Source organism: Bradyrhizobium sp. 197 (assembly GCF_023073375.1).
Taxonomy (GTDB): Bacteria; Pseudomonadota; Alphaproteobacteria; order Rhizobiales; family Xanthobacteraceae; genus Bradyrhizobium.
Map to the genome: position 1 here is coordinate 13,043 of NZ_JADPJJ010000044.1, position 13,938 is coordinate 26,980.

The following is a 13,938-nucleotide window of genomic DNA, read 5'->3' on the forward strand; positions in this document are numbered from 1 at the left end:
CTGACTTCGTGGAAACCATCTACACGTTTTTAGCCAAGCAGCGGGATAGTTACCGCTCCGACAAGATCATCACTGAGGGCTACGACTTCTCGCAGTACGAAACGCAGCGCACCATTGAGCTATACGACAACGACAAATTTCTGAGCGGCAACGAGGACAGTCTTGGCCGCGAAAAACCCTTCTTCAACATCGTCTCATTCCGCAAGAACGTCGCCATTCGCGCCACCGACCTCGACACCAAGGATGTGCAGATACAAGGCGACCGCATCACGAAGACGAGCTACGCCGAGACATTCTTGCTCAACCTCAAAAGCCGCAACTGGATGAAGCTTGCGGGTTTCGCTGGCTTTCTCAATAAGATGGGTGCGACCCGAGCCAAGTACGGTAGCGTTCTGGTCAAGAAGACTGAGCGAGATGGGGAGCTCGGCATCCATGTGGTGGCATGGCTCAACTCAATCACCGACCAAGTAGACATCAAGAAGGGGACCAAGATTGAGCGCCATCCGTACACGCCGGCTGAGCTAAAGACCGAGGCTCCGAGAATTGGAAGAATAACCACCGCTGCAAACAGCGCGCTGGTTCCAACGAGGAGGAAGCGCGGGTCTTCTTGGTAAGCTGCGAGGCGTTGCCTCAACCTCGGAGCTTTTCACATGATCTACGCGACGCCTTCCTTCACACTTCCCGCCATTTGCAGTGCGGGCTTCATCCCAAGGCGCTGTCATCCAAGATCTCAACCTCGTCCGGCATCGTCTAGGTGACCGGCATAGCCTTTCGAGTGGATGGCACCTACCTCCGCATTTGGCTCGGGTCCTGATCGAGCCGATTGTTCTTTTGAGTTTTAGGATAAGCGCAAACTGTTGACGCACCGGGCATCGCACACCTCTATTTGCCTGAAGATGGTTGAGCCGGGTTGGAGTTGCCGATCCGGCCGCAGAGGCGGGAGCGCGAGCTCTCAGCACCGGCGCCCAACGGACACAACCGGCGACGTGGCCGCCAACTACCGTATTGGATGGCCAAGCTGCCGATGGATTTGTTAGAAAAATAAGGCAGAGGTCAATGTCAGCTGACATTGACGTTCGCGCAAATCGGAGGTAAATGTCAGCTGACATTGAGGGCGGGTTCATGTTTTTTGACAATAAGGACGATCCAATATCGTGGTTCTTCCAAAACCTTGATAAGCCACGTTTTAGTCAGGCTGAAGTCCTCCTGCTAGCTGGCGATCGACTAAAGCCGAACACGCTGCAAAATTGGACCAATCGGCACTACGTAAAGCCGAAAATGGTCGGCGGAAAGCGTCGCTACAGTGCGCTCGAGGTGGCCCAAATATTACTTGCTCAACCGTTGGTTCTCAACCTAGAGGTCGACCCTTCGACCGCCACACTTATCATCGTGACAGCGATGCTCATTTTCCATCGAAAATTAAGATCCGAGGAGTTGTCGCTCAAAGAGGCACCGTATCTGCTCAGCGTCTTCAAAAAGGCGATTGAGGACCCGATTTTTATTGATAGTAGGAAAGCAGCTCTGAAGGCCTTCGAAACGGAGGAGGCGTTTATAGTTCTCCCGTTTGGTCGACTCGTAAATGATCTTGCCAAGAGGCAGAAGGAACTAGTCGACTCGCGGCTAAAGATCCGGAAGTCCGGTTGATGTCGACGCCGCTCCGATCTCCACAAAGCGCGGCCGAACGGCTGGGTGTCTCGGTGAAGACACTAAACGGCTACGTCAGTGATGGCGAACTACGCTACATCAGCGTGGGGCGGGGCACCAAGAAAGTGCGCCGCAAATTCACGGACGAGGACCTTGAGGAGTTCATTGAGCGCCGCGCGCAGAGAGACATGCCATGTCGGTCTATAAGCACCGGGACAGTCCATTCTACCACTTCGACTTCCAGTACAAGGGTGATCGCTTTCACGGCTCTACGGGATGCACGAACAAGCGAGAGGCTGAAGCCGTCGAGCGCGCCGAGCGCGACCGGGCGAAGCAGCAAGTAAGGGTCGCGGCATCACCGGTATCAACAAAGCTGGATGACGTTGCAGGCCGGTATTGGAGCGAGATCGGGCAACATCATGCCGGTGCCGATACGACATGGCGGGACTTGGAGAGACTTATCAACTATTTCGGACCGACCAAGCTGCTGACTGAGATCGGCGATGACGACGCGGCTAGGCTGGTCGCCTGGCGGCGCGGACACCGCGTTACCCGCCATGGCAAGGGAAAGAAGAACGCTGCGGTTGCACCTCTAGTCGCGCCGGCGACCGTCAATCGCAGCACCACCGAGGTTCTGAAGAAGCTTTTCACCCGTGCCAAGGCCTGGGGGATCCGGTTCGATCGAGAGCCGAACTGGAAACAGCATTTGCTGAAGGAGCCAGAGGAACGCGTCCGCGAGTTGCACCGGGGGGAAGCTGACCGACTGGACCACGCCACCCGAGACGACTACCGGCCGATCCTCGACTTCGCCGGCGCCTCTGGTCTGCGGTTGAACGAATGTTTGCTTCGGTGGGCGGAAGTAAACTGGGATGTGCGGAAGATCGAGAAGCGAGGAAAGGGCGCCAAGCGGGTGTCGGTACCGATCACGGACGCCATCCGCGAGATCTTGTGGCCGCTGCGCGGTCACCATCCCGAGATGGTTTTCACTTATACCGCTAAGCGGACCAGGAAGAAGCAAAGCCTGATAAAGGGTAGCCGGTACCCCATTACTTACAGCGGCCTGAAGTCGGCCTGGAAGCGAATCAGGGCCTGCGCTGGCATCACGGATTTTCGATTTCACGACTACAGGCACGACTTTGCGACCAAGCTTCTGCGCGAAACCAAAAACCTGAAGCTGGTGCAACGGGCGCTCAACCACGCCGACATCAAGACCACGACCAAGTATGCGCACGTTGTCGACGATGAGGTCGCGGCCGGCGTGGACGCGATGCAGAAGTCCCGAAAGAAGTCCCGAACCCCAAACCGCAAGGCAAGCTAAGTTGCTGAAGGAAATAGAGAATGCTGGAATGTGAGCATCCCACTGGGAGACTAGGGGTCGGAGGTTCAAATCCTCTCGCTCCGACCATTTTTCTCAAATCATCTGTCGGGTGGATCGGCGGTCGGCGTGGAGCCAGCTGCCGCTCGTGACGCATGCGCCGCGATCAGTGGCGGGGCTGCTTCGGTGGCCGGTAAACCAAAAGACCGAAAACAACCCCATGCACAGTAGCGAAGTCATTGGCGGGATGAGGTTTTTCCGAAGCGAATTGACGTGTCGGGCAAAACAGGGGCATGATGTCATTGTGCCAACCTCTGGGATTGGGGAGGCGTCTACGGCAGCTGGTTAAGTGCGTTGCCGGGTGGTCAACTGATTGCTATTCCAAAGGAGCGATGGGCCTCTACGGTATAGTGGTTCAGCGATGTCGCTGGCATGTTGTCGTGATTAAATTGTCGAATGGCGTCATCGATTGCCTTCTGCTTGAAGGGAATATGTATAGCGCGAACAGTCCCACTATCTATCCGAGAAGCGAACGCGGGCGGCCACAATGAGCGCAGCTCCGCCGGAACGGTGATCCACTCGTAGCCTATATAAGTCGCGATTATAGGAAGCTTGCAGCTATCAACCGCGTAGCCGATCTCGAACGGAACCCAGTCCATATCAAAACGCGTTGTCGAACCAATGATGAGCACCATGTTCTTTGAATTGTTCAGTCGTTGGACGAGGCTGCGTCGCAGCGTTGCCTTCGTGCTGGTGTCCCGAACTCCGGATACCTTGTCGTGGCTGTTTATGAATTCGAATTCGATGTCGTCATGCTCGTGCCAAGCCTTCAGCATCCGATAGTACTTAATGTCGGAGGCTGTCGGGTCCGTGGTGCCGCCAGCGTGGAATGCGATGTACGTGCCGTTGCGATAGGCCACTATCGTTTTCTCCAGTCGCGTCTAATCTCCCGAATGTCGAGTGCCTCGAAGCAGTCCTCGGGCACAATGATGTTCACCTCCCTTGGGAGGCCCGTCCTTCTGCCGTAGTCCACGAGTGCGAGCACGATCAGCCTGAGCAAGTGTTGCGGCGCGATGTTGACGCTCGACTGCCCGTTGCCAATCAGAGGCAGCGAAAGCGGAGCGCCGTTGCCGTGATTTCGTACGCTGGTTAGCGCACCCCGCAACGCGTTCCACAACGTAGGAACGTCCGAGGAAGCCTTTGATGTCTCTGGGTCCGTGTGCGACATCGCGACCAGGAATACTTTATGCGGGCTGCGCGCGAGGACGGCAGTGGTTCCAATGTCGTACTTTGTTTTGGGCGTGATAGGTCGCTGAGTCCGAGTGCCTTTGACGCCAGTCAACGCGTTGTCGACGAGGGCGCGAAAAAGCATCGTGTCGCCGCCATATGTAGCGCTGATGAGTTTCCCGTGAAGCGAGTTCTGCGACACCACGTGCCCGACGTCGCTGTCAAAAAACTCCCCCACGCCAATAAGCCAGTCAGTCGACTCCTCGAACAGGTCCCCGTAGCGAATTTCTATTCGCGTATCAGTAGTAGGCAGGTTGAATGCGACCGACCGCACTTCATAGACGTGCCAGAGAAACCAGATGGCCGACACAGCAAGAACGAACGCGCTGTAATAGTTGCCGTGATCTTTAATCCAGTGCTCAGCTGTGTCCGAGACCTTCGTGCTAATCTCCGTTACCAGCCAGATGGCGCCTGCCGCACTCAGCGCTTGCGTGAGCCCCGTCATCCAACGCCGACGGATGCCCACACCGTATGACTTGATAACCCCGCCGAACGTCATGATTCCCCCAAAGAGTAACCATAGCGTCAGGTTTGGACAATTCCAAGTTGCGCGCGACGGTTAGCCAAGTTGTGCAGCAGCCGCCGCCTTCTGGTCGGACCGGATGATGAAGCGCCTAAAGCTTCTGAAGATGTTCGTCTTCCAGATGATGTGCGCCGCCCGATGGGCTTTTCCCCTTTCGACAACTAGGACCCTTCGCAGCCCGCCCTCCCGGTCGAGTTGCTCCGCGACCAGCCGCACAATTGCGCGCTGATGCCAACGCCAGAGGGGCGACGCGCGCGTGCGATCATTCTGCGGGCGGTGGCCTAAAAGGGAAGGTGTGATCGTTGTCACAAAGTGCGCCGCCGCAATGGGTCTGGCGCTGTCGATGCCCGCGCGGAAAGGCCAGTCGGCCCCCGGGGCGTTTCCTCATGTATCCGTCGTCTTGGTATCAGTAATTTTGCGGGGCCTTAGGCGTGGCTCTTGATCTCGTAGCGACCCGGCACGCATTTGTAGCGATCGAGGCGCCAGTTGGCGTGATAGATCGGATGCTCGCCCATCCATTTCGCCAAGGGCGCCTGTGCGCCGATCGCGCACTGCATCATCGACATCTCGGGAGTCATGTTGCTGTCGGTCACGATTTCCTCGATGCAACTGCCTGAGCTGGCTGCACTCAGCCGGCAGAGCACGGCAACGACGGTCACGAACATTCCAGTCACCTCATCGGTTGTTTCTGACCACGAGGATGATGCAAGCGGAGTGCCAGAGCCTGTGACGCAAACAACACGCGGGCCCAGCCGACTCGACCCAGCCTCCGGAGTCCATTTGACGATTCGGATTGTAAAAAATTGCCCCAAACCGAAGCCCGGCAAATACGGGGAACCGGGAAGGGATGACCGCAGGGATGTTGAATGCTGGGGGCAGCGCCGCGCGGGCAGCCCTTCACAGGGCCTGCACAGCCGATAGGCTCGGCTCGTGCGGATCCTCGCCAAAAGAGCGGGACCGTTATGGAAACGCGAGGACAGACCATGAAGGCACGACCGACCGGCGTGATTCCGCCGATGACGACGCCGTTCCGCAAGGATGGCGAGATCGACACCACACTCGTGGCAGCCCAGGTCGACTGGATGATCGGCGCCGGGGCGCATGGCGTCGCGGCCGGCGGCTCGACCGGCGAGGGGCATACGCTCGATCACGAGGAATATCGCGACCTGATGGAAGCGACCGTTACGGCAGTGAGGGGGCGCATTCCCGTGATCGCCGGCATCATCGTCGATTCCACGCGCGATGCGATCCGCCGCGGCAAGCTCGTGCGCGACATGAATGTCGCCGCGCTCCAGGTCACGCCGGTGCATTATCTGTTCAAGCCGGACGACGAGGCGATGGTGGCGCATTTCCGCGCCATGGCTGACGAGACCGGCATGCCCATCATCATCTACAACGTGGTGCCGTGGTCCTACCTTTCGCCGGCGCTCTTGACGCGGATCATGACGGAGGTGCCGCTGGTGGTCGGCGTCAAGCAGAGCGCCGGCGATCTCAAACTGTTCGCGGACCTCATGATGATGGCGCCGGACAAGCTGATCTACAGCGCGGTCGATGCGCTGATGTATCCGTCCTACACATTGGGGGCGCATGGTTCGATCGCCGCGATCCTGACCGCGGCGCCGCATGCCTCGGTCGCACTGTGGGATGCGGTGAAGGCGGGCGACCATCCGCGCGCGCTCGACCTGCACAAGAAGCTGCTGACGCTTTGGAACGCTGTGATCGCCGACAATTTGCCGGCCTGCACGCGCTATGCGCAGACGCTCCAGGGGCTGCCCAGGACTTATCCGCGCGCGCCGATGCCGGAGGCCTCGCCCGCGCAGCAGGCGGCGGTCCGCAAGGCGCTGGACGGTCTCGGCGCGTTGAACGGAGCGCGCGTCGAAGTGGCCGAATAGTCCGCGCCCCGAAATTACTGATGAAAATGGCAGCGCCGATCCGCTTTTACCTGCGGATGCGGCGCTGCTACATTTTGCGCGGCGCCCAGATGCGCGGCGCGGCCATGAAGAAACACACCGACAAGGGGAGGGGCCGAAAGTCCCATGAAAGATTTTGCAGGAAAGATCGCAGTCATCACCGGCGGCGGCACGGGAATGGGACGTGAACTCGCGCGGCAGCTCGTAGCCGAGGGCTGCAATGTCGCTATGTGCGACGTCTCGGAAGCCGCGATGGCCGAGACCAAGCGGCTGTGCGAGGTCGAGAAACTGCCGCAGGGCCTGCGCGTCACGACCCATGTCGCCGACGTCTCGATCGAGGATCATCTGAAGCGATTTCGCGACGAGTTGGCCGAGCAGCAGAAGACCGACCGGATCCATCTCCTGTTCAACAATGCCGGCATCGGTGGCGGCGGCAGCCTGTTCACCAACACGCGCGAGCAGTGGGAGCGCACCTTCAACATCTGCTGGGGCGGCGTCTATCTCGGCGTCCGCACCTTCCTGCCGATGCTGGTCGCGGCGGACGAGGCCCACATCGTCAACACCGCGAGCGTCAACGGCTTCTGGGCTTCGATCGGCATGGGGCAGGCGCACACCGCCTACAGCTCGGCGAAGTTCGCGGTGAAGGGATTTACCGAAGCGCTGATCAACGACCTCCGCCTGCACGCGCCGCACGTCAAATGCTCGGTGGTGATGCCTGGCCATATCGGCACCTCGATCGTGTCCAACTCGCGCAAGGTGCAAAGCGTCGACGGCTCGGAGCGGCTCAACGCCGACGAGGTCGCGCTGACCCGCAAGCGCATGGTCGCGGCCGGCGTTCCGGATGCTGACAAGATGTCGGACGACGACGTCCAGGCGGTGTTCGCCGAGCGCGCCCGCAGCTTCCTTGAGGATGCACCGACGACCGCCGCGCAGGCCGCGAAGATTATCCTCGACGGCGTCAAGGCAGAGCAGTGGCGCATTCTTGTGGGCGAGGACGCAAAGCGCCTTGACGAGCGCGTTCGTGCTGCGCCGGAGCACGCCTATGAAAGGTCCTTCTACGAAAGCTTTACGCAGGAAGTCGGCTGGCGGCTTGGTTGAAGCTGCTTGCTGAGGCCGTCGGCGAGCGCGCCCATATAAGTATGATGATCATCATGGCAAGAGGCGCGCAGGTCATTTTACGTGCCACCTCTTGCCAGTGCTCGGCCACTTATGACGAATTGGAATGTCACGCATGCGACACATTCCATGCGTTCAAGCGATGGTGATCTCGAACGGCTCTCATTCAGTGCACGCCAGCTTGGTCAGGGAACTGAAATAGTTTAGTCAGTGATCTGTAAGGCGATGACCAGAGCGTAGCTCCCGATGATACCCGCATGTCTCTCCGACGACTGGATGCTTTGCCCGGAGCGAGAGGACATCTCCGCTGAATTCACGCGGCTCCTCACCGCGGCCCAGGAGGGCGGCGCCACGATCGCGGAATGCCTGATGATCGCGCGGCGGCTGAAGCGGGGCGAAGACCAGTCCTGGCATCGCGAGTGGAAGAAGCTGGCGCAGGCCAATCGACATCGCGCCGAGGCCGCGTTCGCCGAAGGTCACAGGGCGACCGCGCAGCGCAACTGGCTGCGCGCCATGAATTACTACAGTGCGGCCGCAATGCCGCTCGATCAGGCTGACGAGCGCCGCTGGGTCGCGGTGCTCGCGATGCAGGATTGTGCCCGCCGCTTCCTCGCGGCGCGCGACCCGGCCGGGGAAGTCGTGACGATCCCCTGGCTCGACGGACATTCGTTGCAGGGCTATTTTCTGCCCGCGCCGTCGGGAAGAGTGCGTGCCCCGACCGTGATCTGCATCGGCGAGCCCGGCCACCGCAAGGAGGAGTTCCTGTTCAAGCTCGCGCCGCATGCGCGCGAGCGCGGATTCTCGTTGCTGGCGCTGGATCTCTTTGGCGACCAGCGCGACGATTATCTCGACGCGCTGTTGCGGCGCCGGGATCTCGAGAGTTCGATTCCGTGCGTCATGGACTATCTGGAGACGTGCAGCGACGTCGATTTCGATCGCGTCGCGATCGTCGCCGATGGCTGGGGCTCTTCCTTCGTGGCGCGCGCGGTGCTGCAGGAGCCGCGGCTTGCCGCCGCCGTCTGCGACGGCGGACTGTGGGACCTGCACGAGCGGGCCTTCTTTGCCAGCCGGTTCGCCATGAGCGACGTCAGCATCGTCCCGGTGCCGCATGCTCCGCTGATGGCGTCCAGCGCCGACTGTCCGGTGCTGATCACGCTGGGCGAGGACGGCTGGCTCAAGGCCGATCGGGCGCGTCAGATCGTACAGACGTCCCGGCTCGGCAGCTCGGATGTCATGCTGAAGGTGTTCACCGCGGCCGAAACCGGCGCGGCGCAGGCCCATGCGGACAATCCTAGCCTTGCCAATGAATACATCTTCGACTGGCTCGAATCGCGGCTCGGGGCCGCCGGGCGCATCTAGCAGCGACCGCTGCGTCAGAAGTCGAGCGTCAGGCGGACGCAGGCCTTTTCGAGGCGGGTCTTCAGCGTCGCGAGCTTGGTGGTGAATGCCGTCAGTTCTTTCTCGTCGAACTCCTGGAAGACGAATTCCTTGATCGTCTTGTATTGATCATTGAGGCTCGCCAGGTGCTTCTGCGTCTTCTCGGTCAGGGACAGCCGGACCACCCGCGCATCGGTCGGCGAAGGGCGACGGCGCAACAGGCCCTTCTTCTCGAGCAGCTTGGACTGGGTGGTGACGAACGAGGGATCGACGTGGAGGAGTTTTGAGACGACGTTGACCGGAATGCCGTCGTCCTTGTCGAGGTCGGAGATCGCCATCAGGATCAGCCATTGCGGGCCGCTGATGCCGAGCGTTCTCGCCCAGAACTGACGCAGCTCCTCCAGATACATGTTGATCGACGATATCTCCCAGGTGAAACGCCTGATGATATCCAGATTGCCGATGGGGCGGAGGCGCGCCCCTTCTTTCCTCGTCGCTGACACAGCGTCACTCCCGTGATCTGACTTGTTTGCGGCCGGTGTCGTGCAAGCCATAGTCCACGCAAGCCTGCCCTGACGCAAGTGCAGAGCAACCTAATTTTGTCACTAAAACTACAAACATGATCTGCTCAGCTGAATCGTTCCTCCCGGGTGTTGCGCGCGGGGCACAGGTTTAATGAAACCCATAAGGCTGACTAAATAAACTATTTTGATTAGGGAACAGCGGATGCATATTGATCCGTGACGGTGGGGGGTACTCGATCGTCCCGTTGCAGGTGGTCCGCTCACGTCCCTCGCGTCGAAAGCGGGTGTGTCCGAAAGCGCGAAGCGGCCGAGCGGATTTAGAGACGGGGATCTGGGGGGCCTCACGGTCCAGTCTCCGTAAAATGAGCAACTTGGAGGTTTTAAATGAAAATGGTGAAGAGCCTTTTGCTCGGCACTGCGGCGGGTCTGATCGCCGTCGGTGGAGCTCAGGCGGCTGATCTTCCGGTCAAGGCCAAGGCGGTCGAGTACGTGAAGATCTGCACGCTGTACGGCGCGGGCTTTTACTATATCCCGGGCAGCGATACCTGCATCAAGCTCGGCGGCTACCTGCGTGCTGAAGTTGCGCTCAATGCGGGTGGCAACTACAGCGGTGCGTATAGCAGTGTTGCCGCTGCGAACAACCGTCTGGCGAACTACTACTCGACTCGCGCTCGCGAGGACCTCAACATCGATACACGTACCGCGACCGAGTACGGCGTGGTTCGTACCTATTTTGACGCGGTGTTCACCTGGACGACCGACATTTATACGGGAAGCGGCACGACGCCGGGTGCGACCGTTTACTCGCAACTCGGAAGTACCGGTGTGTCTGCGCCGAACAACGCAAGTTCAGGCACGATCTCGGGCGGTTCGCTCGGCGTCTACTACGCCTTCATCCAGTTCGCCGGCTTCACCATGGGTAAGTCCGTGTCGCAGTTCGACGCGCCCTGGATCAACTATCCCGGCAACAACTTCGACCAGCTCGTCGGCGGCAGCGGCACCACCAACGGTGTCAATCAGTTCACCTACACTGCCGATTTCGGTCAGGGCGTGACGGCGTCAATCTCGGCGCAGGACCAGTCGCTGGCCTTCCAGACCAACGTCTGGAACACAGCCGCCATGTCCACGGCCGGCGTTCTCGGCGGAGCTTATGGCGCGAACGATCTCGGTGGCACCACTGCGCCCGACATCGTTGGCATGGTCCGCGTCGACCAGGCCTGGGGCCTGTTCCAGGCATCGGTTGCCGCACACGACAACCATGTCGGCTACTACGGCGCAACCGAAGCCACCGGTCATCCCGAGGACAAATGGGGCTGGGCGGTCCAACTCGCACTGTCGATCAAGAACATTCCAACGGGCGCGGGCGACCAGATCAACATTTCGGGCGTCTATACCGATGGCGCGAGCCGCTACAACTTCCAGGAGCTGGCAGCGACCAGCTACTCGATGTTCGGCAGCTCGAGCTCCGCGTATCAGAGCATCGGCTTTGCCGGCGTGTCTGATGCGGTGTTCGGTGCCGGCGGCGGCCTCGAGCTGACCAAGACCTACGGCTTCCGTGGTGCCTACACCCACAATTGGAACCCATACTGGAACTCGGCGCTCTATGGTGCGTGGGCTGCGGTCAACTACAGCGGCACGGCCAAGGGCCTGATCTGCGGAAGCGCTGCGTTTGCTTCGCTGACCGGTACCTGCAACCCGGACTTCAACATTGGCCAGATCGGCGTCATCACCCGCTGGACGCCGGTCAAGAACCTGACCTTCTCGGCTGACTTCGTCTACAGCCACCTCGACCAGAAGTACTCGGGAACGATCACGGCGCCGACGCTGGCAAGCGTTGCCAAGCCGGCGGCTGCATACGAGCTGAAGGACCAGGACACCTACAGCCTGCTGCTGCGCGCCCAGCGCAACTGGTAAGCTAAGGTCTTCGGATCTGAACTAGCCCCGGCGGGAAACCGCCGGGGCTTTTTACGAGATGGGCTTTCGGAAAATCCGGCAGCCCGTGCGGACCACGAAGACGAGCCATGCGATTCGACCGGCCCAAACTTATTTACTTACCTGAGTTACTAAGCTATATGGACTGCAGCCGATTTACGAAAGTTGCGGCTCTTGGCGTGATGCTAAGCCTCCAGAAACCTCCGGCAATGCCCTGCCGGAGGTTTTTCGTTTTTGGGACACGGCTCAGCCGCGCATCACGCGCGCCCGGGAGTTTGGCCGGTAGGCGAGGCGGCTGTGGCCGGCGCAATAGGACTGGCCGTCGGATGCGGAGTTGCCGCAGAAGCAGAAATCGTCTGCGCCAGGCGTGGAGATCGGCCAGCGGCAGCGGTTCTCGGCAAGCTCCAGCAGCGAGCAGCGATTGGCATCGTCGATCGGGCCGGTGACTACGGGCGCGCCGGTCTCGCCATAGATCGTGGCGAGCATCTCGTATTGCAGCCGCGGCACGGTCCGCGGCGCGCGCGCCGGCGCGGTGCCCCTGTTCTGAACCTTGCGGTCGTCGATGGTCCGGCCGCGCGTCAGATTCAGGCGGGACAGCTTGCCGATCACGGCGTTGCGGCTGACGCCGATGTCGGCGGCGATCTCGCGGCAGGAGAGGCCGGCCTCGAAGTGCTGCTTCAGAAGTTCGATTCGTTCGTCGGTCCAGGTCTGTGAAGAAGTCGGTGAGAGAACAGGCATTGTAGCGGTCCCAGGTTGCAGATGTCGGCCATCCGCCTCTCGAGATCCGTCCGCCTCACGCCCAGTGCGCGCTCACGTCCTGCCATTGTCGCGAATCGACAAAAGCCCGTCCTTGATGGCGAGACGAATGCCTTCCTCGATCAAGGTACGTGCGACGCCGGGAACGCTGGTGCCGTGGGTGCCCTGTCTCACCAGCTTCTCCAGATAGGTGATGGTCGAGAGCGCCAAGGTTACGGGAATGCGGTCAGTCTCGGCTTTTTCGGTGGCCATGCCTAAACGCTAGCCTCATACGCGGGTACATAAAAGTAACGATTAAGAGTCTATTTAGGTTTGGAGGTGGAAGTCAAATCCGGCTTCGGCCGATGCGTCAGCCCATTGGAATCGCTGGGGAAGTTCGGCACGGCATGGCGCGCCGCGCGAGAGACCGGGCGGCGGTGTGGCGTCGATGGGTCAGAAAGGGCGGGCCGGATCAGCCGTGCACGACCGTCTTTTCGATCATGCAATGGATGCCCTTGCAGCCGTTGACGGTCTGGGTCACCCGCAGATCGGCTGCCAGGCTGCACAGCGTATAGGCGTCCTCGCGCGACAGGTTTCGCTTCTCGCCGAGCAACACGATCATATCGCGCAGCGCCCGCACCACGCACTGGTCGAGATCGGGGTCCATCGCCATGGTCATGTAGTGCGTCGCCGTCTCGCCGCGGGGATAATCGAGCCTGAGGTCCTTGCGCAGCGTCAGGCGGAAGCGGCCCTGGAGTGCGGTCTCGATCGCGGTGACGCAGACCTCGCCGTCGCCCTGCACGGCATGGCCGTCGCCGCAGGAGAACAGCGCGCCGGGAACGAATACCGGCAGATAGAGTGTCGCACCGGCGCCAAGCTCCTTGTTGTCGAGATTGCCGCCCATGGCGCGTGGAACGAGCGAGGAGATGCGGCCCCAGGCCGGCGGCGGCGAAACGCCCATCACGCCGAAGAACGGCTTGAGCGGCAGGTCGAGTCCCCACGGCATGCGGCCGACCATCCGCGACCGGTCGAGCGGGATGTTCAGGATGCGCGTCTCGTGGAAATCGTCGGGCAGGGTGCCGGACAGCGGCTTGATCATGTTCCAGCCCCAATCCTGGCGGAGCTGGACGTCGAGGATCTCGACCGCGAGCACGTCACCGGGCTCGGCCCCTTCGATCGCGATCGGGCCGGTGAGGATATGGCCGGGGAGCATGCGCTCGTTTTTGGCATGAATCTCGAACATCTCGGGCGGGATGTGAAACTTGCTGCGGTCGGGCAGCATGTCAGGGCCGCCGCTGATGGTGTCGACCGTCACCTCGTCACCGCTCGCGATGGTGAGGACGGGCTTGAGCGCAGCTTCGAAGAAGCCCCAATGGCAGGTTTCGGGGCTGGAATGCAGGTGGTGATGGGTCATGTGGCTTGTCCGTCCGGTTTCATCGAGCCCGGGCTTGACCGGATGATCGATCCTCTTTCAAGAAGATTTCTGAAGATGGACGGGCTGGTCAAGCCCGCACATGGCACGATCATTCCAGCGAGGCTCCCCTGTATTTCGTTCTTTCCAAGACCATCGGCACC

General features: G+C 60.5%; 14 protein-coding genes and 1 pseudogene. 8 read left to right on the forward strand and 7 right to left on the reverse strand.

Going from position 1 to position 13,938, the window contains the following annotated elements; all coding sequences use genetic code 11:
- Nucleotides 1–8: 8 nt before the first annotated feature.
- From IVB27_RS09720 to IVB27_RS09730, 4 genes and pseudogenes are all read left to right on the forward strand, one after another.
- Entirely contained in the window at nucleotides 9–614 is a 606-nt protein-coding gene (locus tag IVB27_RS09720) for a hypothetical protein (protein WP_247443178.1), read from the forward strand.
- 481 nt (nucleotides 615–1,095) lie between these two features.
- Nucleotides 1,096–1,644 (forward strand): hypothetical protein, encoded by a 549-nt coding sequence (locus tag IVB27_RS09725; RefSeq protein WP_247443180.1) that lies wholly within the window; start codon nucleotides 1,096–1,098, stop codon nucleotides 1,642–1,644.
- Nucleotides 1,644–1,808, forward strand: a pseudogene (locus tag IVB27_RS43580) (helix-turn-helix domain-containing protein); the annotation flags it as partial. The gene IVB27_RS09725 and the pseudogene IVB27_RS43580, both read left to right, overlap by 1 nt.
- A 29-nt stretch (nucleotides 1,809–1,837) precedes the next feature.
- Nucleotides 1,838–2,962, forward strand: a complete 1,125-nt coding sequence (locus IVB27_RS09730) for a tyrosine-type recombinase/integrase (RefSeq protein WP_247443183.1) — start codon at nucleotides 1,838–1,840, stop codon at nucleotides 2,960–2,962.
- A gap of 362 nt (nucleotides 2,963–3,324) precedes the next feature.
- Here IVB27_RS09730 and IVB27_RS09735 read toward each other — a convergent pair whose 3' ends face one another.
- From IVB27_RS09735 to IVB27_RS09745, 3 genes are all read right to left on the reverse strand, one after another.
- Nucleotides 3,325–3,879, reverse strand: coding sequence for a TIR domain-containing protein (locus tag IVB27_RS09735; RefSeq protein WP_247443191.1), 555 nt, complete (start codon nucleotides 3,877–3,879; stop codon nucleotides 3,325–3,327).
- Nucleotides 3,879–4,745 carry a macro domain-containing protein gene (locus tag IVB27_RS09740; RefSeq protein WP_247443193.1) on the reverse strand — a complete coding sequence of 289 codons (867 nt, stop codon included), beginning with the start codon at nucleotides 4,743–4,745 and terminating at the stop codon, nucleotides 3,879–3,881. The genes IVB27_RS09735 and IVB27_RS09740 overlap by 1 nt, the downstream gene beginning before the upstream one ends.
- A gap of 449 nt (nucleotides 4,746–5,194) precedes the next feature.
- Nucleotides 5,195–5,434, reverse strand: coding sequence for a hypothetical protein (locus IVB27_RS09745; protein ID WP_247443196.1), 240 nt, complete (start codon nucleotides 5,432–5,434; stop codon nucleotides 5,195–5,197).
- 318 nt (nucleotides 5,435–5,752) lie between these two features.
- Here IVB27_RS09745 and IVB27_RS09750 point away from each other — a divergent pair, with 318 nt between their 5' ends.
- The 3 genes from IVB27_RS09750 to IVB27_RS09760 all read left to right on the forward strand — a co-directional run bounded on the left by IVB27_RS09750 (nucleotide 5,753) and on the right by IVB27_RS09760 (nucleotide 9,154).
- Nucleotides 5,753–6,661, forward strand: coding sequence for a dihydrodipicolinate synthase family protein (locus tag IVB27_RS09750; RefSeq protein ID WP_247443199.1), 909 nt, complete (start codon nucleotides 5,753–5,755; stop codon nucleotides 6,659–6,661).
- A 144-nt stretch (nucleotides 6,662–6,805) separates the two neighbouring features.
- On the forward strand, nucleotides 6,806–7,777 hold the full coding sequence (locus IVB27_RS09755) for an SDR family NAD(P)-dependent oxidoreductase (RefSeq protein ID WP_247443201.1): 972 nt from the start codon (nucleotides 6,806–6,808) through the stop codon (nucleotides 7,775–7,777).
- A gap of 264 nt (nucleotides 7,778–8,041) precedes the next feature.
- On the forward strand, nucleotides 8,042–9,154 hold the full coding sequence (locus IVB27_RS09760) for an alpha/beta hydrolase family protein (protein WP_247443204.1): 1,113 nt from the start codon (nucleotides 8,042–8,044) through the stop codon (nucleotides 9,152–9,154).
- Nucleotides 9,155–9,168: 14 nt separating this feature from the next.
- Here IVB27_RS09760 and IVB27_RS09765 read toward each other — a convergent pair whose 3' ends face one another.
- Complete coding sequence (locus tag IVB27_RS09765) at nucleotides 9,169–9,675, reverse strand: MarR family winged helix-turn-helix transcriptional regulator (protein WP_247443205.1); 507 nt, start codon at nucleotides 9,673–9,675, stop codon at nucleotides 9,169–9,171.
- A gap of 405 nt (nucleotides 9,676–10,080) precedes the next feature.
- Between IVB27_RS09765 and IVB27_RS09770 the strand changes: the two genes are divergently transcribed.
- Entirely contained in the window at nucleotides 10,081–11,610 is a 1,530-nt protein-coding gene (locus IVB27_RS09770; protein ID WP_247349399.1) for a porin, read from the forward strand.
- A gap of 264 nt (nucleotides 11,611–11,874) precedes the next feature.
- Here IVB27_RS09770 and IVB27_RS09775 read toward each other — a convergent pair whose 3' ends face one another.
- The 3 genes from IVB27_RS09775 to IVB27_RS09785 form a co-directional block, all read right to left on the reverse strand.
- Nucleotides 11,875–12,366, reverse strand: coding sequence for a GcrA family cell cycle regulator (locus tag IVB27_RS09775; RefSeq protein WP_247443209.1), 492 nt, complete (start codon nucleotides 12,364–12,366; stop codon nucleotides 11,875–11,877).
- A 72-nt stretch (nucleotides 12,367–12,438) separates the two neighbouring features.
- Entirely contained in the window at nucleotides 12,439–12,636 is a 198-nt protein-coding gene (locus IVB27_RS09780) for a hypothetical protein (protein ID WP_007603456.1), read from the reverse strand.
- Between the two features lie 199 nt (nucleotides 12,637–12,835).
- Nucleotides 12,836–13,777: an acetamidase/formamidase family protein gene (locus IVB27_RS09785; RefSeq protein ID WP_247443210.1), complete on the reverse strand. Its 942-nt coding sequence runs from the start codon at nucleotides 13,775–13,777 to the stop codon at nucleotides 12,836–12,838.
- Between the last annotated feature and the right edge of the window lie 161 nt (nucleotides 13,778–13,938).

Bases quoted from the DNA above. Each gene is read 5' to 3' on its own strand.
- IVB27_RS09725 (WP_247443180.1), top strand. From the start codon at position 1,096: ATGTCAGCTGACATTGAGGGCGGGTTCATGTTTTTTGACAATAAGGAC.
- IVB27_RS09730 (WP_247443183.1), top strand. From the start codon at position 1,838: ATGTCGGTCTATAAGCACCGGGACAGTCCATTCTACCACTTCGACTTC.
- IVB27_RS09740 (WP_247443193.1), bottom strand. From the start codon at position 4,745: ATGACGTTCGGCGGGGTTATCAAGTCATACGGTGTGGGCATCCGTCGG.
- IVB27_RS09745 (WP_247443196.1), bottom strand. From the start codon at position 5,434: ATGTTCGTGACCGTCGTTGCCGTGCTCTGCCGGCTGAGTGCAGCCAGC.
- IVB27_RS09750 (WP_247443199.1), top strand. From the start codon at position 5,753: ATGAAGGCACGACCGACCGGCGTGATTCCGCCGATGACGACGCCGTTC.
- IVB27_RS09755 (WP_247443201.1), top strand. From the start codon at position 6,806: ATGAAAGATTTTGCAGGAAAGATCGCAGTCATCACCGGCGGCGGCACG.
- IVB27_RS09760 (WP_247443204.1), top strand. From the start codon at position 8,042: ATGATACCCGCATGTCTCTCCGACGACTGGATGCTTTGCCCGGAGCGA.
- IVB27_RS09770 (WP_247349399.1), top strand. From the start codon at position 10,081: ATGAAAATGGTGAAGAGCCTTTTGCTCGGCACTGCGGCGGGTCTGATC.
- IVB27_RS09775 (WP_247443209.1), bottom strand. From the start codon at position 12,366: ATGCCTGTTCTCTCACCGACTTCTTCACAGACCTGGACCGACGAACGA.
- IVB27_RS09780 (WP_007603456.1), bottom strand. From the start codon at position 12,636: ATGGCCACCGAAAAAGCCGAGACTGACCGCATTCCCGTAACCTTGGCG.
- IVB27_RS09785 (WP_247443210.1), bottom strand. From the start codon at position 13,777: ATGACCCATCACCACCTGCATTCCAGCCCCGAAACCTGCCATTGGGGC.